Below are 17,972 nucleotides of genomic sequence, written 5' to 3' on the forward strand. Positions count from 1 at the left end.
CTGACCACCGCGGGCGGGCCCGGTAGTCTGGAGGCGCCTGGAGGATTCGCCTAGTGGCCTATGGCGCTCGCTTGGAAAGCGGGTTGGGGGCAACCCCTCGGGAGTTCGAATCTCCCATCCTCCGCGCTCACGACAGGGTCCCCGGCACGAAGCCGGGGGCCCTGTCGCCGTCTCGGGGCCCGGCGCGCGCGCCGGCCCGACCGGGCAGCGGCTCAGGGCTCAGGGCCGCGCGGCGCGCCGGGCCGGGAGCGTCGTGCCGGCGGGCGTGGGGGGCGCGGCGGCCGCGCCGGCGTCCACTACAGTGGGTCCCGACCCCTCGTGTGGCGTCATCCTGTGAACCTCCCCAGGGCCGGAAGGCAGCAAGGATAAGCGGGCTCTGGCGGGTGCGCGGGGGGTCCCTGCTTTCCCGGGTCCCGCGGTCCCCGGCGGCCCGGTCTGCGGGCGCCCTCCCCACGGTCCGGGCGGGATCGCGGCCGCACCGCGGTGGACCCCCCCCGCGGAGCGGGCCCGCTGGCCGCCCGTCCCCGGCCCGGCACGGCGGCCGCCCGGCGAGCCGCACGGGTCGTCGGTGCCGCCACGTAACCTCGCCGCGTGGCTCTGGCGCTCTACCGGAAGTACCGCCCGGCGACCTTCGCCGAGGTGGTCGGGCAGGAGCACGTCACCGCCCCGCTGGTGAACGCGGTGGAGGCGGGCCGGATCAACCACGCCTACCTCTTCAGCGGGCCGCGCGGCTGCGGGAAGACCTCGTCGGCGCGGATCCTGGCCCGGTCGCTGAACTGTGAGCAGGGCCCCACCGCGACGCCGTGCGGCGTGTGCGGCTCCTGCGTCGCCCTGGCGCCCGACGGCCCCGGCTCGCTCGACGTCATCGAGATCGACGCGGCCAGCCACGGCGGTGTCGACGACGCCCGCGACCTGCGGGAACGCGCGTTCTTCGCGCCGGTGAGCAGCCGCTTCAAGGTCTACATCATCGACGAGGCGCACATGGTCACCTCGCAGGGCTTCAACGCCCTGCTCAAGGTGGTCGAGGAGCCGCCGGAGTTCCTCGTCTTCGTCTTCGCCACGACCGAGCCGGACAAGGTGCTGCCCACCATCCGCTCGCGCACCCACCACTACCCGTTCCGGCTCGTGCCGCCGTCGACGCTGCGCGGGCTGCTCGAGAAGACGTGCGCGGCCGAGGGGGTCACGGTCGAGCCGACCGTGTTCCCGCTGGTGGTGCGGGCCGGCGGCGGGTCGGTCCGCGACTCGCTGTCGATCCTCGACCAGTTGCTGGCCGGCGCCGGCCCCGAGGGCGTCACCTACGCCTCGGCGGTGGGCCTGCTCGGCGTCACCGACGACGCGCTGCTCGACGAGACGATCGACGCCCTCGCCGCCTCCGACGCCCCCGGTGTCTTCCGCGCCGTCGACCGGGTGGTGGAGGCGGGGCACGACCCGCGGCGGTTCGCCACCGACCTGCTCGACCGGCTGCGCGACCTCATCGTGCTCGACGCGGTGCCCGACGCCGGCGGCAACGGCCTGCTCGACTGCCCGCCCGACCGGCTGGACCTGATGACCTCCCAGGCCCGGGCGCTGGGCTCGGCGACGCTGTCGCGGATGGCCGACACGGTGCACGCCGGCCTCACCGAGATGCGCGGGACGACGGCGCCCCGCCTGCTGCTCGAGCTCGTCTGCGCCCGCATGCTGCTGCCCGGCACCGACGACGCGGCCGCCGCGACCCTCCAGCGCCTGGAGCGCCTCGAGCGGCGGATGTCGATCGCGGGCGAGCACGCCGGCCGCCCCGCGGGCGAGGCAGTGCGGGAGGCCCCTCCCCGCGAGACCCCCGTCCGCGAGGCCCCGGTGCGCGAGACCCCGGTGCGCGAGACCCCTGCCCGGCCGGCCGCCGAGGCGCCGCGGGAGCAGGCCCCGGCCGCCGCCGCGACGCCGTCCGGGCCCCGGCGGGAGTTCGTCCGCCCCTCGCAGGCAGGGGCGGCCTCCCCGGCTCCCGCTGCGCCCGCCCCGGCTCCCGCCGCGCCCGCCCCGGCTCCCGCTGCGCCCGCCCCGGCTCCCGCTGCGCCCGCCCCGGCTCCCGCCGTGCCCGCCCCGGCTCCCGCCGCGGCCCCCGCGACTCCGCCGAGCCGCCCCGCGGCCGAGGTGACCGAGCCCGCTGCCCCGGCGAGCACCCCCGCCTCCGCGGCCGACGACGACTGGCCGGAGACGGTGCAGCCCGGCTCGGGGGCCCGCACGCCCGCGGCCGCGCCCGCCCCCGCCGCGCCGACCCCACCCGCGGCGGCCCCCGCGACCACCCCGAGCCCGGCGGCCCCCGAGCCGGAGGCGCGGCGGCCGCGGGTGGCCACCGGTGAGCCGGACATCCCGCTGCCGCCCGAGCCGACCGACGACGAGGACTGGCCGCACCCCGCGGAGCCGGCCGCCGCCCGGGCCGCGGCCGCGCGGGTGGGCGCACCCCGCGAGGAGGCGCCGGCCCGCGCCGCCGCGGAGTCCACGCCCGCGCCGCGCGGCGGGGAGCCCACCCCGCTGGTGTCGGCCAACCCGGAGGGGAGCCCGTCCGGCACGGGCGGCGGGGCCGACGCCGCCGACGGCGACCTCACCACCGCCGACGTCCGGCGGGTCTGGCCGGAGCTGCTGGCCGTCGTCCGCAAGCACAAGCGCACGACGGAGGCGCTGCTCAAGTCGGCCCAGGTGCACGAGCTGTCCGGCGGCACCCTGCACCTGGCGATGACCTCGCCGGCGCTGGCCAAGATGCTGGGCGACGACCTCAACCAGGAGGTCGTCCGCACGGCGCTCCACGAGCTGCTCGGCGTGCGGTGGAAGGTCCAGGCGGTCGTGGAGGGGGCGGCGCGCCCTGCCGGCGGCGGCCGGTCCGCCGGGCCCGACCGGGAGGCCGCACAGGAGGCGCAGCGCGCCGCCGAGGCCGCCGAGGCGCGCGAGCTCATGGCCGAGCGCGCCGCCGAGGCCTCCAGCGACCGCCCACCGGAGCCCGTCGTGGACCCGGAGCAGGCGGCGCTGCAGCTGCTGCGCTCCCAGCTCGGCGCCCGGCCCATCGACGAGTGACCGCCGTCGCCGCCGGGCGGACGGGCGGCGCGCGTCCGGCGCAGCGCCCCGCGTCCGTCCCCGGGCGGGCCTAGGCTCGGGGCATGTTCCCCGGAGGCGCCCCCGACCTGCAGCAGCTCATGCAGCAGGCCCAGCAGATGCAGCAGCAGCTGGTCGCTGCGCAGGAGCAGCTCGCCCGCGAGGAGGTCACCGGCTCGGCCGGGGGCGGCCTGGTCACCGCCACGATGACCGGCAGCGGTGAGCTGACCGGCGTCACGATCGCGCCCGCCGCCGTCGACCCCGACGACCTGGAGACCCTGCAGGACCTGGTCGTCGCCGCCGTCCGCGACGCCGGCCGCGCCGCCAACGAGCTGGCCGCCAGCCGGATGGGCCCCCTCGCCGGGGGCCTCGGCGGCGGGGGTCTCGGTGGCGGGCTGGGGCTGCCCGGCGCCTGAGCCGGCAGCCCGTACAGGACGACAGGGGAGTCACCCGTGTACGAGGGGGCCGTCCAGGACCTCATCGACGAGCTCGGCCGCCTGCCCGGCGTCGGGCCCAAGAGCGCGCAGCGCATCGCCTTCCACCTGCTGGCGGCCGAGTCCGCCGACGTCGGCCGGCTGGTCGCCGCGCTCCAGCGGGTCCAGGCGGAGGTCCGGTTCTGCGTGACCTGCTTCAACGTCGCCGAGGGTGAGCAGTGCCGGATCTGCCGCGACCCGCGGCGGACCGAGGACGTCATCTGCGTCGTCGAGGAGCCCAAGGACGTCGTCGCCATCGAGCGCACCCGGGAGTTCCGCGGCCGCTACCACGTGCTGGGCGGCGCGATCAGCCCCATCGAGGGCGTCGGGCCCGACGACCTGCGGGTCAAGGAGCTGATGACCCGGCTGATGAACGGCCAGGTCACCGAGCTGATCATCGCCACCGACCCCAACCTCGAGGGCGAGGCGACCGCCGCCTACCTGGCCCGGCTGGTGGCGCCCATGGGGCTCGCGGTCTCCCGGCTGGCCAGCGGCCTGCCGGTCGGCGGCGACCTGGAGTACGCCGACGAGGTCACCCTCGGCCGCGCCTTCGAGGGCCGCCGCCGCATCGACGCCTAGGACGCGGCCCGCCGCCCCGCCGGCGTCAGCTCGCGCGCGAGACACGGTCGGGTAACCATGTGGGGCGCACTCTTCCCAGGGAGTGGGACGGGTGTGCTACTCATCAGTAGGTACTGTTTCCGTGGCGTTCGCCTGGCGTTCCCCGCAGCGAGCGACCGCTTCTGAGATCGAGGTAGTGGATGACCCCCCTGGGACGCAGTGGCCGGCGCGCGCACGTGGCCACGGCAGGCATCGCGGTGACCGCGCTCGCCCTCGCCGCCTGCGGCGGCGGCAGCGATGACAGCGGCTCCGGTGGCGGTGGCGGTGGCGGCGACGCGCTGATCATCGGCACGACCGACAAGATCACCACGATCGACCCGGCCGGTTCGTACGACAACGGCTCCTTCGCCGTGATGAACCAGGTCTACCCGTTCCTGCTCAACACCCCGCTGGGCAGCCCCGACGTCGAGCCGGACATCGCCGAGTCGGCCGAGTTCACCTCGCCGACCGAGTACACCGTGACGCTGAAGTCGGGCCTGACGTTCGCCAACGGCCACGAGCTGACCTCCTCGGACGTCAAGTTCACGTTCGACCGCCAGGTCGCCATCGCCGACCCGAACGGCCCCGCCTCGCTGCTGGCCAACCTCGACAGCATCGCCACGCCGGACGACACCACCGTCGTGTTCACGCTGAAGCAGCCCGACGACCAGACGTTCCCGCAGGTGCTGTCGAGCCCCGTGGGCCCGATCGTCGACGAGGAGGTCTTCTCGGCCGACTCGCTGACCCCCGACGACGAGATCGTGTCCGGCAACGCCTTCGCCGGCCCGTACGTCATCACCAGCTACGAGATCAACGACCTGATCTCGTACGAGGCCAACCCCGACTACCAGGGGCTGCTCGGCGCGCCGAAGACCGGTTCGATCAACGTCCGCTACTACGCGGAGTCCCCGAACCTCAAGCTGGACATCGAGTCCGGTGACGTGGACGTCGCCTACCGCAGCCTGACCGCGACCGACGTCGAGGACCTGCGCGGCAACGACGACGTCGAGGTCGTCGACGGGCCCGGCGGCGAGATCCGCTACATCGTCTTCAACTTCAACACCCAGCCCTTCGGCGCGACCACGTCCGACGCCGACCCGGCCAAGGCCCTCGCCGTCCGGCAGGCCATGGCCCACCTGATCGACCGCCAGGAGATCGCCGACCAGGTCTACAAGGGCACCTACACCCCGCTGTACTCCTACGTCGCCGACGGGCTCACCGGCGCCACCGAGTCCCTGAAGGGCCTCTACGGCGACGGCCAGGGCGGGCCGGACGCGGACCGCGCCGCGCAGGTCCTGCAGGAGGCCGGCGTGCAGACCCCGGTGCAGCTGTCGCTGCAGTACTCCAACGACCACTACGGCCCGTCCTCGGGTGACGAGTACGCGCTGATCAAGGACCAGCTGGAGTCGACCGGGCTGTTCACCGTCGACCTGCAGACCACGGAGTGGACGCAGTACTCCGAGCAGCGGGTCGCCGACACCTACCCCGCCTACCAGCTGGGCTGGTTCCCGGACTACTCCGACGCCGACAACTACCTGACGCCGTTCTTCCTCACGGAGAACTTCCTCAGCAACCACTACGACAACCAGCAGGTCAACGACATGATCCTGCAGCAGCTGGCCACGCCGGACGAGGCGCAGCGGACGGCCATGATCGAGCAGGTCCAGGACCTGGTCGCCGCCGACCTCTCCACCCTGCCCTACCTGCAGGGTGCGCAGATCGCCGTCGTCCGCACCGGCGTGACGGGTGCCGGAGACACCCTCGACCCCTCGTTCAAGTTCCGCTACGGGGCACTCGAGCGGTCCTGACGGCAGGCAGTGGTACCCGGCCCCGGGTGGTCCTCCTCGTGGAGGTCACCCGGGGCCTCCCCATGTGCGGCCCCGCCGCACCCGTGGACGAGCAGGAGACATGACCACCACGACTCCCGAGCTGGCCGGCGAGCCGGCCGCCGCCCCCGAGGCCGCTCCACCGACGCGCCGGCGGCGCGCCGGTGGCGGGCTGGGCAGCTACATCGCGGTCCGCTTCCTGCTGATCTTCCCGACCGTCTTCATCCTGGTGACGACGGTCTTCTTCCTCATGCGGACGACCGGTGACCCCATCACCGCCGCACTGGGCGGCCGCCTCGGTCCCGAGGAGCTGGCCCGGCGCGTGCGCGAGGCCGGCTACGACCGGCCGCTGTTCACCCAGTACCTGGAGTACCTGGGCGACCTGGTGCGCCTGGACTTCGGGACGACGTCGTCGACCAACCAGCCGGTCACCACGGTGCTCGCCGACTACGGCGCCGCCACCCTCGAGCTCGCGTTCTACGCGCTGCTCGTCGCGTTCGTCGTCGGCATCCCGCTGGGCCGCCTCGCCGCCTACGCGCGCGACCGCTGGCCCGACGCCGTCCTGCGCGTCTTCGCGATCCTCTGCTACGCGACCCCGGTGTTCTTCGCCGGGATGATCCTCAAGCTGGTCTTCTCCAGCGGGCTGGGCTGGCTGCCGGCGAACGGCCGCGCCTCCACCCGCAGCGAGATCCTCATGCAGACCTCGCTGGACTCCCCGACGGGGATCTACCTGATCGACGCGATCCGGACGGGCAACGGCGAGGTCGTCCGCGACGTGCTCGAGCACGCCGTCCTCCCCGGCATCGCCCTGGGGCTGCTGACCGCCGGGGTGTTCCTGCGCCTGGTGCGCACCAACGTCATCGGCACGCTGGGCATGGGCTACGTCGAGGCGGCGCGCTCGCGCGGCGTCAGCGAGCGGCGGCTGCTGCGCAAGCACGCCTACCGGCCGGCGCTCATCCCGATCGTCACCGTCATCGGGCTGCAGATCGCCGTGCTGCTCGGCGGCGCGGTGCTCACCGAGACCACCTTCGAGTGGCGCGGGCTGGGCTTCCAGCTGTCGGAGTTCCTGCAGGCCCGCGACTTCGTCGCCGTCCAGGGCATGGTGGTGCTGCTCGCGGTCGTCGTCGCGGTGACCAACTTCGTCGTGGACGTCATCGCCGCCCTGATCGACCCCCGGGTGAGGTACTGATGACCGGCTCCGGAGCCACCGCGGCGACCCCGGTCCGCCGCCGCCGCGGCCTGCCCGTGGTCCGCCAGCTCACGCAGTCCGTCGGGCTGCAGCGCGGCATGCTCGTCGCCGGGCTCGTGCTGACCGGCCTGTTCCTGCTGACGGCGGCGCTGGCGGACCTGCTCGCGCCCTACGGCTACGACCAGCTGCGCGACGCCGACGGCCCGTTCGGCGCGCAGCAGTCCCTGTCGGGGGAGCACTGGCTGGGCACCACGGTGGGCGGCTACGACGTGCTGTCGCGCGTCATCTACGGCACCCGGACGGCGCTGGGCGTGATCGTCGTCGGCATCGTGCTGTCGATATTCGTCGGCGTGCTGCTGGGCCTGGTCTCGGGCTACTTCGGCGGCTGGCTGGACCGGGTGCTCGTCGTCGTCTCCGACGCGGTGTACGCCTTCCCCCCGCTGCTGCTGGCCATCGTCACCGCGATCGTGATCAGCGGCGGCCAGTCCAGCCTGTGGGGCGGGATCATGGCGGCGGCGATCGCCATCACCGTCATCTACATCCCGCAGTACTTCCGGGTCGTGCGCGCCGAGGCGGTGCGGATCAAGGCCGAGGCCTACGTCGAGTCGGCCAAGGTCATCGGCGCCGGGCACTGGCGGATCATGACCCGCCACGTGCTGCGCAACGCCACCCGCACGCTGCCGCTGATCCTCACGCTGAACGCCTCCGAGGCGATCCTCACGCTGGCCGGCCTGGGCTTCCTCGGCTTCGGCATCGAGCCGACCTCGGGCGCCGAGTGGGGCTTCGACCTCAACCGGGCGCTGTCGGACGTCACCAGCGGCATCTGGTGGACGTCGATCTTCCCGGGCCTGGCGATCGTGCTCGTCGTGCTCGGCCTGACGCTGGTCGGCGAGAGCCTCAACGACCTGGCCGACCCGCGGCTGCGCAGCCGTCGCGCCGCCGAGGCCGGGGAGACCGGCGAGGTGACGGTGGTGCCGGGCGGCACGCTCGGCGCGGGTCCGGGCGGACTGGCGGGGATCGAGGAGACGCGATGAGCGAGAGCACCCAGGCGACCGGTCCGGTCGTGGACATCCGGGACCTGTCGGTCACCTTCGCCACCGACGCCGGCCGCGTGGTCGCCGTCCAGGACGTGTCCCTGGAGGTCGGCGCCGGCGAGGTGCTGGCCATCGTCGGGGAGAGCGGCAGCGGAAAGACCGTGACCGCCCGCAGCATCCTCGGCCTGCTGCCGGAGACGGCCACCACGCGCGGGGCGGTGCTGCTCACCCGCAAGGACGGCAGCAGCAGCCACGACGTCGTCACCCTGAAGCGGTCCGACCTCGGCGACGTGCGGGGTCGCGACGCGGCGATGGTGTTCCAGGAGCCGTCGACCTCGCTCAACCCGGTCTACAAGGTCGGCTGGCAGATCATCGAGGGCCTGCGGGCGCACGGCGGCTACTCCCGCGCGGAGGCCCGGGAGAAGGCGATCGACGTCCTGCGGCGGGTCGGCATCCCCGAGCCGGAGACGCGGATCGACCACTACCCGCACCAGTTCTCCGGCGGGCAGAAGCAGCGCATCGTCATCGCCCAGGCGCTCGTCCTCGACCCCGGCGTGATCATCGCCGACGAGCCGACGACGGCCCTCGACGTCACCGTGCAGGCCGAGATCCTCGACCTGCTGCGCCGCTGCCGCGACGAGTTCGGCGCCGCGATCGTGCTCATCACCCACAACATGGGCGTCGTCGCCGACCTCGCCGACCGGGTGGCGGTCATGTACCAGGGGCAGCTGGTCGAGCAGGCAGACGTCCGGACGTTGTTCTCCGCGCCGCGCGAGGAGTACACGAAGCAGCTGCTGGGGTCGGTGCCGCGGCTGGGGCAGGGCCGGGCCCGCACCGCCGAGCGCGCCGCCGCCCGGCCGGAGGGCTGGGCGTCGGGCGCCCCGGTGGTCGAGGCGCGGGACCTGCGGATCGTCTACCCCGGGCGCCTGCGCAAGCCGGACTTCACCGCGGTGGACGGCGTCAGCTTCGCCATCCGGCCCGGCGAGGTGCTCGGCCTGGTCGGCGAGAGCGGCAGCGGCAAGACGACGATCGGGCGGGCCATCGCCGGCCTGACCAAGGTCACCGGCGGCTCGCTGTCGGTGCTGGGCACCGAGATGAACGGGGTGAGGGAGAAGCGGTTCCGCCCGGTGCGCGAGCGGATCGGCTTCGTCTTCCAGGACCCGGCGTCGAGCTTCAACCCGCTGCTCACCATCGCCCAGGCGGTGGCCGAGCCGCTGGTCGTGCACGGCCGGTCCGGCGACGCCGACGCCGCCCGCGGCCGGGTGGACGAGCTGCTGGAGGCCGTCCAGCTGCCGCGGTCGTTCGGGGACCGGTTCCCGCACGAGCTCTCCGGAGGTCAGCGCCAGCGCGCCAGCCTCGCCCGGGCGCTGGCGCTCGGCCCGGAGCTGCTCATCGCCGACGAGCCGACGTCCGCCCTCGACGTGTCGGTGCAGGCCCGCGTGCTCGACCTGTTCGACGAGCTGCAGCGGGAGCTCGGCTTCGCCTGCCTGTTCATCAGCCACGACCTCGCCGTCGTCGACCTGCTGGCCGACCGGATCGCGGTGCTCTACCGGGGGAAGCTGGTCGAGGAGGGCACCGGCGAGCAGGTGCTCGGGGCCCCGCAGCACCCGTACACGCAGCGGCTGCTGGCCTCGCTGCCGGTGCCCGATCCCGACGAGCAGGCGACCCGCCGGGAGACGTGGCGGTCGCTGGCCTGAGCCCGGCCGGCTCCCTGAGGCATCCGCCCCTGAGGCAGCCGCCCCTGAGGTATGGGAAGCCATCCCCACGTGTCGCGCGCGCCGACGTGGGGATGGCTTCCCATACCTGGCTACTCCAGGACGACGTCGTCGCCGCGGCGCAGGGCCCGGCGGACGCGCAGCTTGAGGTGCTTCGCGTAGCCCCGGACGAACTGGGTGTAGCCCGGGGTGGGGCCGTGGTAGCCGAGGAAGCCCCGCGGCCCGCTCACCATCTCCCCGGTGCGGACGTCGTAGCGGGACTGGTGCCAGGGGCAGACCAGGCAGCCCTCGGCGTCGACCGACCCCTGCGACAGGTCGGCCAGCTGGTGGCGGCAGCGGCGGGAGACGGCGAAGTAGGCGACGCCGCGGTTGCCCACCGCCCAGTCGCCCGCGCGCCGCACCGCACCGGAGGGCAGGTCGGCGGCGGGGATGCGGTCGGGCGCGTCAGACATGTCGTCTCCAACTCGGTCGTGTACCGGACGGTGGGTGCGCCCCTACCCGCTCGTGGCCGTCCCAGACCGCCCGCCGTCGGTAGGGTCGACGGCGTGCTGCTCCGCCGGTTCTCCGCCGTCCTCGCCGTCACCGGGGCGGTGGTCCTGACCGGGCCGGCCGCGCTCGCCGAGCCGCCGGTCGACGTCGTCGGGCAGGTCGACGACCGCGCCGGGGTCCTCTCCGACTCCGGCGAGGCCGACGTCCAGGAGGCGGTCGACCGGCTGGAGACCGACGAGGGCGTCGAGCTCCGGGTGGTGTTCGTCGACACCTGGGACGGCCTCACCCGGCAGCAGTGGGCCGACCAGACCGCGGCGCGATCGGGCCTCGACGACACCGACGTGCTGTTCGCCGTCGCCGTCGACGAGCGCGAGTTCGGCTACGCGCTCGGCGACAGCGTGGACGTCACCGTCGACGAGGTGGAGGACTTCGCCGCATCGGACGTGAAGCCGGAGTTCCGCGACGGTGACTGGGCGGCCGGGGCGGTCGCCTTCGCCGACGGGCTCCGCGACGCCGTCGGCGGCGGAGGGGGCGGCGGCCTGGGCGCGCTGGCGGTCGTCGGGAGCCTGGCGGTCCTCGGTGGCGGCGCCTACCTCGTCCTGCGCTCGCGCCGGCGCGGGGCGGCGGCCCCGCCGGTGAAGCGGCTGGAGCGCCACGACCCGCACGCCGGCGTGCCGACCGAGCAGCTGCAGGCGCAGGCCAGCACCGCGCTGCTGGAGCTCGACGAGGCGGTCAAGACCTCGCAGCTGGACCTCGACTTCGCCCGCCTGCAGTACGGCGAGGACGCCGTCACCGGTTTCGCCGAGGCCCTCGCGCAGTCCCGGCAGGAGCTCACCCGGGCGTTCACGCTGCGGCAGCAGCTCGACGACGAGATCCCGGAGGACGAGCCCACCACCCGGGCCATGCTCGCCGAGATGCTGCAGCTGACCGCGGCCGCCGACGCCCGCCTCGACGCGCAGGCCGAGGCCTTCGACCAACTGCGGGACCTGGAGAAGAACGCCCCGCAGGCGCTGGAGGCGCTCGCCCCGCGGATCACCGCGCTGCACGGTCGGCTGCCCGCCGACGCGCAGCGGATGGCCGAGCTGCAGCGGCGGTACAGCCCCGCCGCTCTCGCGCCCGTGGCCGACAACCTGGAGCAGGCCCGCGCCCGGCTCGCCGCGGCGGAGAAGGAGGTCGCCGAGGCGCGCACGGCGCTGGACTCCGGCGCCACCGGCGCGGCGGTCGGTGACCTGCGGGCCGCCGAGGACGCCGCGGTGCAGACCGGTCAGCTGCTCGACGCCATCGGGCGGCTCGCCGCCGACCTCGAGGCGGCGGTGCAGCGCATCCCTGCCGTCCGCGCCGACACCGAGCAGGACCTCGCCGAGGCCCGTGCGCTCGTCGCGTCCGGCGACCGCAGCGGGCTGCAGCCGCAGATCGCCCGGGCCGAGGCGGCGCTCGCGGCGGCGGACGAGGCCGGGGGTGCGCTGCCCGACCCGTTCACCGCGCTGCGCCGGCTGGAGGAGGCCGACGTCGCCCTGGAGCAGGCCCTCGGGGTCGCCCGGGACGCCCAGACCCGCGCGCGCCGGGCCGCCGCGTCGCTGGACCAGGCGCTGCTCAACGCCAGGTCCACGATCGCCGCGGCCGGGGACTTCATCGCCACCCGCCGCGGCGCCGTCGGGCCCGAGGCCCGTACCCGGTTGGCGGAGGCCGAGCGGCACCTGGACGCCGCGGCCCGGCTGGGGCGCACCGACCCTGTCGGCGCCCTGCAGGAGGCGCAGCAGGCCGACGCGATGGCCGACCAGGCGCTGCAGCGGGCGCAGGCGGACGTGTCCTCCTGGAACTCCGGCTACGGCGGTGGCTTCGGCGGTGGCGGCTACGGAGGACCGGGCTACGGCGGGGGCTTCGGAGGCGGCGGCTTCGCCGGGCCCGGCTACGGACGCGGACCGGACATCGGCAGCCTGGTGCTCGGCGGCATCCTCTTCGGAGGGGGCGGTGGCGGTGGGTACCGCCGCGGCGGCTCCTTCGGCGGCTCGGGGCGCCGCTCCGGCGGCGGGTCCGGTGGCGGGGGCGGTCGGCGGACCGGCGGCGGCAGCTTCTAGTCCGCGGTCCCACACGCCGCCTGCGTCGTCCGCCGCGCCACCGTCCGCCGCCCGCCGTCACCCCGCGCGCGGGCGGTGCCGCGGTACGGGGGCGACTGCCGCGCCGCAGCGCGGCGGTCGCCCCGACGACGCGGCAGTCGCAGGTGCTTCGGGGCATCGGGCGGGAGGACGGCGCGGTGGCGTCCCCGCGGCTCGGGGGCAGTGCCGGAGTACGGGGGTGACTGCCGCGCTGTAGCGCGGCGGTCGCCCCGACAGACCGGCGGTCGCCGGCCACGCGTCGCCGACCATGCGCGGACGGCCTGCCCCCTGGAAACCGTCGCAGCCCCCTGCCATCGTGACCTCCCCCACACCAGAGGAGGAGCGATGCCCACTCGGAACACCGCCTGGCCGGCCGGGACCCCGTGCTGGCTCGACTACGGCGCCCGGGACGTCGACGAGGCCCGGGAGTTCTACGGGTCCCTGTTCGGCTGGACCTGGTCCGGTGGGGACCCGGAGTACGGCGGGTACCTGAACGCCCACCGCAACGGGGCCCCGGCGGCCGGGATGGCACCGCTGGGCAACGACGTCGACCCGCCGAGCTGGACGGTCTACTTCGCCACCGACGACGCGGCGGCCACGGCCGCGGCGATCCGGGAGGCGGGCGGCACGGTCGTCGTCGAGCCCATGGAGGTCGGGCCGCTGGGCACCATGGCCATCGCGCTCGACCCGCAGGGGCACGGCTTCGGGCTGTGGCGGTCCGGCGAGCACACCGGCGTGCGGGTGTTCAACGAGCACGGGTCGCTCACCTGGGAGGAGGCGGCCGTCGAGGACCTCGCCGCGGCGCAGGGCTTCTACTCCCGGGTCTTCGGCTTCCGCTTCGACGAGATCCCGGAGATGGGCGGCTACGCCACGTTCGCGACCGGTGAGCGGCCGCTCGGCGGGCTGGGGCCCGTCCAGCCCGGCCTGCCCACCGGCTGGACGGTCTGCTTCGCCGTCGACTCCACCGACGCGGCGGTCGCCACGGTGCAGGCCGGAGGCGGCTCCGTGCTGCGCCCCGCGGAGGACACCGAGTTCGGCCGGTTCGCCGTCGTCGCCGACCCGTGGGGGGCGGCGTTCTCGGTGATGGAGGTGGCGCCCGAGGAGTGAGTCCTAGCCGACCTGGCCGTAGGCGTGCTCGGGGCGGAAGCGGACGACGAGCCGGCGGTCGCGCACCATCGCGGCGCGGTAGTCGTCCCAGTCCTCGTGCTCACCGCTGATCCCGCGGTAGTAGGCGACGAGCTCCTCGACGGTGGCGTCGTGCGGGTCGGTGGCGACCGGGGTCAGCTCGGCGGTGCCCTCGAGCGCCGCCCAGGTCCAGAAGTCGTCGGAGGAGACGTGCAGCGTGACCCGCGGATCGCGCTCGAGGTTGCGGGTCTTGGCACGGTCCGCGGTCACCGACACCCGGACCAGCTGCTGCGCCGGGTCGTAGGCGTAGCCGACGTTGGACAGCTGCGGGCGGCCGTCGCGCTTGACGGTGGCCAGCACGCCCCACCGCCGGCCGGCGACGAACTCGAGGAACCGGGGGTCGACGGTCATGCCGTGCTCCTTCGGGTCGGGCGGGGGAGGGGAGGCCTCAGCGTTCCCGGCCGCGCGGGCGCAGGGGCACCGGCGGCAGCGACGGGGCGAGCAGCCGGTCGCCGTCGTAGCCCACCACGGTGCCGAACCGGCCGTCGTCGGCGTTCCACTGCTCGGCGAAGGTGGTGATCTCCTCGCCCGTGCGGCCGACGAAGTTCCACCACATGACCAGCTGCTCCTCGAACGGCTCCCCGCCGAGCAGCAGCAGCCGCACCGGCCGCTCGGCGCGGATCCGGACGCTCTGCCGGCCGGTGCCCAGGTAGAGCATCTGCCCGTGGCCCAGCGGCGCGCCCTCGACGTCCGCCCCGCCGGAGGCGCCGAGCACGGCGTGCTCGAAGTCCGGTTCCAGCGGGAGCTCGACGTCGGCACCGGCGGCCAGGTCCAGGTCGACGCCGAGCAGCGGGCTGTGCGCGGTGCCCGGCGAGGTCGCCCCGCCGACCGAGCCCATCAGCACGGTCGCCGTCAGCCCGTCGGAGGTGAACCCGGGCAGGGTCGCGTGGTGCTCGAAGGCGGGCGCGGTGTCCCGGGCGGCGTCGGGCAGGGCGACCCACAGCTGGGCGCCGTGCAGGTACCGCGGGTGCTGCACGGGTGACTGCTCGGAGTGGGAGATCCCGTGGCCGGCGGTCATCAGCGCGAGCTCGCCCGGCCCGAACTCGACGTCGCTGCCGAGCGAGTCGCGGTGGTGCACCCGCCCCTGCAGCAGCCACGACACCGTCTGCAGCCCGGTGTGCGGGTGCGGGGCGACCTGCATGCCCGGTCCACCGGCGACGTCGTCCGGGCCGTAGTGGTCCACGAACGCCCACGCGCCGACCATCCGCCGGCCGAGGGTGGGCAGCAGCCGGCGCACCCGGGTGCTCTCGCCCAGCAGCACCTCCTTGGCCGGCAGGAGCTCGAGCACCGGTCCGGCGGGGGTCGCCGCCCGCCCGCCCAGTTCCCGGGCGGGCGGACGGCGGTCGGTGTTGCTCATGGCGCCAGTCCTACTCCTGCTGGCCGGTCTCGCCCACCACGTCGGCGTGCGGGACGCGCTGCGCGGGGATCGAGCCCAGCCGGCCGGCCTGGAAGTCGGTGAAGGCGTCCATGACCTCCTGCCGGGTGTTCATCACGAACGGCCCGTACATCGCGATCGGCTCCCGGATCGGCAGCCCGCCCAGGACGACGACGTCGAGCGCCGGCGTGCGCGACTCCTGCTGCTGGGCGCCGCTGACGGTGATCGTGTCGCCGGGCCCGAAGACGGCGAGCTGGCCGGTGCGGACCGGCTGCCCGTCGGGCCCGACCGACCCGGCACCCGAGAGCACGTAGACCAGCGCGTTGAAGTCCGGCCGCCACGGCAGCTCGAGCGTCGCCCCGGGCGCGATCGTCGCGTGCACCATCGCCATCGGGCTGTACGTCGACCCGGGGCCCTCGTAGACCACGGAGCGGCTGGCGTCCGAGATCTCTCCCGCGATGACCCGGAGGAAGGCGCCGGCGTCCGGGCTGGCCAGCAGCACCGACTCGTCGGCCCGCAGGTCCTGGTAGCGCGGCTCGACCCACTTCTGCGCCCGCGGCAGGTTCACCCACAGCTGCAGGCCGTGGAACAGGCCGCCGCTGACGACCAGGTGCTCCGGGGGCTTCTCGATGTGCAGGACGCCGCCGCCGGCGGTCATCCACTGGGTGTCGCCGTTGCTGATCGTGCCGCCCCCGCCGTGGGAGTCGGCGTGCTCGAAGGTGCCGTCGATGATGTAGGTGACGGTCTCGAAGCCGCGGTGCGGGTGCCAGGCGGTGCCCTTCGGCTCGCCCGGCGCGTACTCGACCTCGCCCATCTGGTCCATGTGGATGAACGGGTCCAGGTCCTTCAGGTCCACCCCGGCGAACGCCCGGCGGACCGGGAAGCCCTCGCCCTCGAAGCCGGACGGCGCGGTGGTCACCGAGCGGACGCGGCGGCGCACCGTCCCGGGGGCGGGCGCGGGGACGCGGGGCAGGACAGTGGTGTCCTCGACGGTGATGGCGGGCATCTCGGTCTCCTTGAGTTGAGAACTCAACTACCTGTGGGCACCCTAGCGCCTCCGATGCCCCGGATGTTCCCGGAGCCCCTCCGCGCGCGGAAGTGCCGCGGGATCAGCAGGCTGGGGGGCGTGCCGCTCGCCGACCTGCCGCCCCGCCCGGGCTGCCCGAAGCGCATGGTGTTCGGCCCCTGCGGCGGGGTGCGGCAGGACGAGCGCTGCGAGGTCGCCGAGCACCGCTGCGTCTTCGCCGGGCAGCCGCTGGTGACCTGGCCGGCCCCGCCGCCGCCCGTGCACCCGCCGCGCCCGGGCAGCCTCCTCGACGCCGCCCGCACCCGCCCGGTCGTGCTCACCGACCTCACCGTCGTCCCCTACGACGCGGGGTCGCTGCGCCGGGTGGTCGGCGTCGTCGGCCCCGTCTCCGACGGGCTCCTGGTCGGCGAGCACGCCAACCGGCCCGACCTCCCGCCCACGCTGTTCGCCGCCGAGGTGCACGCCGCCGGCGGCCGGGTCTGGACGACGCTGGCCTGCCGTGACCGCAACCGGGTGGTGCTCGAGCAGGAGGTCGCCGGCCTGGCCGCGCTCGGGGTGGACGGCGTCCTGTGCGTCACCGGCGACGCCCGCGGGCCCGGCGTCCGCCCCGGCGCCACCCAGGTCTTCGACGTCGACGGGCCCCGGCTGGCCGCGCTCGCCGCCGAGGCCGGGCTGACCGTCGCCGTCCCGGAGTCGCCGGCCGCGCCGCCGGTGGACCTGCGCCCCCCGCGGGTGGCGCAGAAGCAGCGGGCCGGCGCGCGGCTGTGCGTGCTCAACCACGTGCGCGCGCCCGCCGGCGTCGCCCGGTTCGTCGCCGCCGCCCGCGCCGCCGGCGCCACGCTGCCGTTCGTCGCCGCGGTCGCCGTCTACACCGACGAGCGCTCGGCCCGGGTGCTGCAGCGCTTCCCCGGGCTGCACCTGGACGACGCCGTGGTCGAGGAGGTGCTGGCCGCGCCCGACCCGCGGGAGGCGGGCATCGCCGCCGCGGTCGCCGAGGCGCGGGCGCTGCTGGCGATCGACGGGGTGGTCGGGGTGAACCTGTCCGGGCTGGCGTCGGCGGCCGGGGAGGACGACGGGGCGGCGGTCAAGGCCGAGGTCGCGGCCCGGATCAGGGAGGAGTGCGGTGGCTGAGCTGGCCGACGAGGCGATGGAGGCGGAGTTCGGCACGGTCGCCGGCTGGACCGAGGAGGCGGTGCGGGCGCTGGGGCCGGAGCACGCCGTCCCGGCCGGGTGTCGGGGCAGCGGCAGCGAGGGTGCGCTGCGGTGGCTGGCCGACGGGCTGGCGCTGCACCCGGGCAGCCGCGTGCTGGACGACGGGGCCGGTGTCGGCGGCCCGGCCGGCTGGCTGGCCGCCGAGCGCGGCGTGCGGCCGGTCTGCGCCGAGCCGATGGCCGAGGCGGCCCGGGCGTCGCGGCGGCTGTTCGGGCTCCCGTCGCTCGTGGCGCCCGCGCAGGCGCTGCCCTTCGCCGACGCCGCGTTCGACGCCGCCTGGTGCCTGGGGGTGCTGTGCACGACGCCGGACAAGGCCGCCGCCCTCGCCGAGCTGCGCCGGGTGGTGACCGACGGCGGCCGGGTGGGCCTGCTGGTCTTCGTGGCCGCCCGCCCGCTGCCGCCGCCGCTGCCGGAGGGGAACGTGTTCCCGTCCGAGGAGGAGCTCACCGGCCTGCTGGCCGGCGCCGGCCTGCGGCTGGAGCGCACCGGCCGGGCCGACCTCTCCGACAGCCCGCCGGAGTGGTCGCAGCGGGCCGACGCCGTCGACGCGGAGGTCGAACGCCGGCACGGGGACGACCCGGCGTGGGCCGAGGCGCAGGAGCAGTCGGGCCGGGTGGGCCGGCTGCTCTCCGACGGCGCGCTGGTCCCCTGGCTCGGCATCGCCGTCGCCGGCTGACGCCCGCGGGCGGGA

General features: G+C 75.4%; 15 protein-coding genes, 1 tRNA gene and 1 other RNA gene. 13 read left to right on the forward strand and 4 right to left on the reverse strand.

Annotation, left to right across the window (positions count from 1 at the left end):
• Positions 1–39: 39 nt before the first annotated feature.
• From ACI781_RS11175 to ACI781_RS11215, 9 genes are all read left to right on the forward strand, one after another.
• Positions 40–124, forward strand: a tRNA-Ser gene (locus tag ACI781_RS11175).
• A gap of 183 nt (positions 125–307) precedes the next feature.
• Positions 308–403: signal recognition particle sRNA small type (ffs, locus tag ACI781_RS11180), an RNA gene on the forward strand.
• A gap of 188 nt (positions 404–591) precedes the next feature.
• On the forward strand, positions 592–3,045 hold the full coding sequence (locus ACI781_RS11185) for a DNA polymerase III subunit gamma and tau (protein ID WP_456566171.1): 2,454 nt from the start codon (positions 592–594) through the stop codon (positions 3,043–3,045).
• Positions 3,046–3,128: 83 nt separating this feature from the next.
• Entirely contained in the window at positions 3,129–3,479 is a 351-nt protein-coding gene (locus ACI781_RS11190; RefSeq protein ID WP_456566172.1) for a YbaB/EbfC family nucleoid-associated protein, read from the forward strand.
• Between the two features lie 36 nt (positions 3,480–3,515).
• On the forward strand, positions 3,516–4,115 hold the full coding sequence (gene recR / locus ACI781_RS11195; RefSeq protein ID WP_456566173.1) for a recombination mediator RecR: 600 nt from the start codon (positions 3,516–3,518) through the stop codon (positions 4,113–4,115).
• Between the two features lie 179 nt (positions 4,116–4,294).
• Positions 4,295–5,941: an ABC transporter substrate-binding protein gene (locus ACI781_RS11200; RefSeq protein WP_456566174.1), complete on the forward strand. Its 1,647-nt coding sequence runs from the start codon at positions 4,295–4,297 to the stop codon at positions 5,939–5,941.
• 100 nt (positions 5,942–6,041) lie between these two features.
• A complete protein-coding gene (locus tag ACI781_RS11205; protein WP_456566175.1) occupies positions 6,042–7,148 on the forward strand; it encodes an ABC transporter permease in 1,107 nt (368 codons plus the stop codon).
• Positions 7,148–8,182, forward strand: a complete 1,035-nt coding sequence (locus tag ACI781_RS11210) for an ABC transporter permease (RefSeq protein ID WP_456566176.1) — start codon at positions 7,148–7,150, stop codon at positions 8,180–8,182. The genes ACI781_RS11205 and ACI781_RS11210 overlap by 1 nt, the downstream gene beginning before the upstream one ends.
• Complete coding sequence (locus tag ACI781_RS11215; protein ID WP_456566177.1) at positions 8,179–9,879, forward strand: ABC transporter ATP-binding protein; 1,701 nt, start codon at positions 8,179–8,181, stop codon at positions 9,877–9,879. Before ACI781_RS11210 ends, ACI781_RS11215 begins: the two co-directional genes overlap by 4 nt.
• A gap of 110 nt (positions 9,880–9,989) precedes the next feature.
• Here the strand turns inward: ACI781_RS11215 and ACI781_RS11220 are convergent, their stop codons facing one another.
• Positions 9,990–10,349, reverse strand: a complete 360-nt coding sequence (locus tag ACI781_RS11220; RefSeq protein WP_456566178.1) for a Rieske (2Fe-2S) protein — start codon at positions 10,347–10,349, stop codon at positions 9,990–9,992.
• A 93-nt stretch (positions 10,350–10,442) separates the two neighbouring features.
• Between ACI781_RS11220 and ACI781_RS11225 the strand changes: the two genes are divergently transcribed.
• Both ACI781_RS11225 and ACI781_RS11230 read left to right on the forward strand, forming a co-directional pair.
• Complete coding sequence (locus tag ACI781_RS11225) at positions 10,443–12,464, forward strand: TPM domain-containing protein (RefSeq protein WP_456566179.1); 2,022 nt, start codon at positions 10,443–10,445, stop codon at positions 12,462–12,464.
• Between the two features lie 363 nt (positions 12,465–12,827).
• Complete coding sequence (locus tag ACI781_RS11230) at positions 12,828–13,589, forward strand: VOC family protein (protein WP_456566180.1); 762 nt, start codon at positions 12,828–12,830, stop codon at positions 13,587–13,589.
• A gap of 3 nt (positions 13,590–13,592) precedes the next feature.
• Here ACI781_RS11230 and ACI781_RS11235 read toward each other — a convergent pair whose 3' ends face one another.
• The 3 genes from ACI781_RS11235 to ACI781_RS11245 are packed head-to-tail and all read right to left on the reverse strand — an operon-like array spanning position 13,593 to position 16,048.
• The gene (locus tag ACI781_RS11235; RefSeq protein ID WP_456566181.1) at positions 13,593–14,018 is read right to left on the reverse strand and encodes a PPOX class F420-dependent oxidoreductase; all 426 of its coding nucleotides are present in this window, start codon (positions 14,016–14,018) and stop codon (positions 13,593–13,595) included.
• A gap of 37 nt (positions 14,019–14,055) precedes the next feature.
• Positions 14,056–15,024: a pirin family protein gene (locus tag ACI781_RS11240; RefSeq protein ID WP_456566182.1), complete on the reverse strand. Its 969-nt coding sequence runs from the start codon at positions 15,022–15,024 to the stop codon at positions 14,056–14,058.
• A 10-nt stretch (positions 15,025–15,034) separates the two neighbouring features.
• Positions 15,035–16,048, reverse strand: coding sequence for a pirin family protein (locus ACI781_RS11245; RefSeq protein WP_456566183.1), 1,014 nt, complete (start codon positions 16,046–16,048; stop codon positions 15,035–15,037).
• A 120-nt stretch (positions 16,049–16,168) separates the two neighbouring features.
• Between ACI781_RS11245 and ACI781_RS11250 the strand changes: the two genes are divergently transcribed.
• Both ACI781_RS11250 and ACI781_RS11255 read left to right on the forward strand, forming a co-directional pair.
• Positions 16,169–17,200 carry a methylenetetrahydrofolate reductase C-terminal domain-containing protein gene (locus ACI781_RS11250; protein WP_456566184.1) on the forward strand — a complete coding sequence of 344 codons (1,032 nt, stop codon included), beginning with the start codon at positions 16,169–16,171 and terminating at the stop codon, positions 17,198–17,200.
• Positions 17,193–17,957, forward strand: coding sequence for a class I SAM-dependent methyltransferase (locus tag ACI781_RS11255; protein ID WP_456566185.1), 765 nt, complete (start codon positions 17,193–17,195; stop codon positions 17,955–17,957). Before ACI781_RS11250 ends, ACI781_RS11255 begins: the two co-directional genes overlap by 8 nt.
• Positions 17,958–17,972 lie beyond the last annotated feature (15 nt).

This window comes from Blastococcus sp. SYSU D00695 (assembly GCF_054050555.1).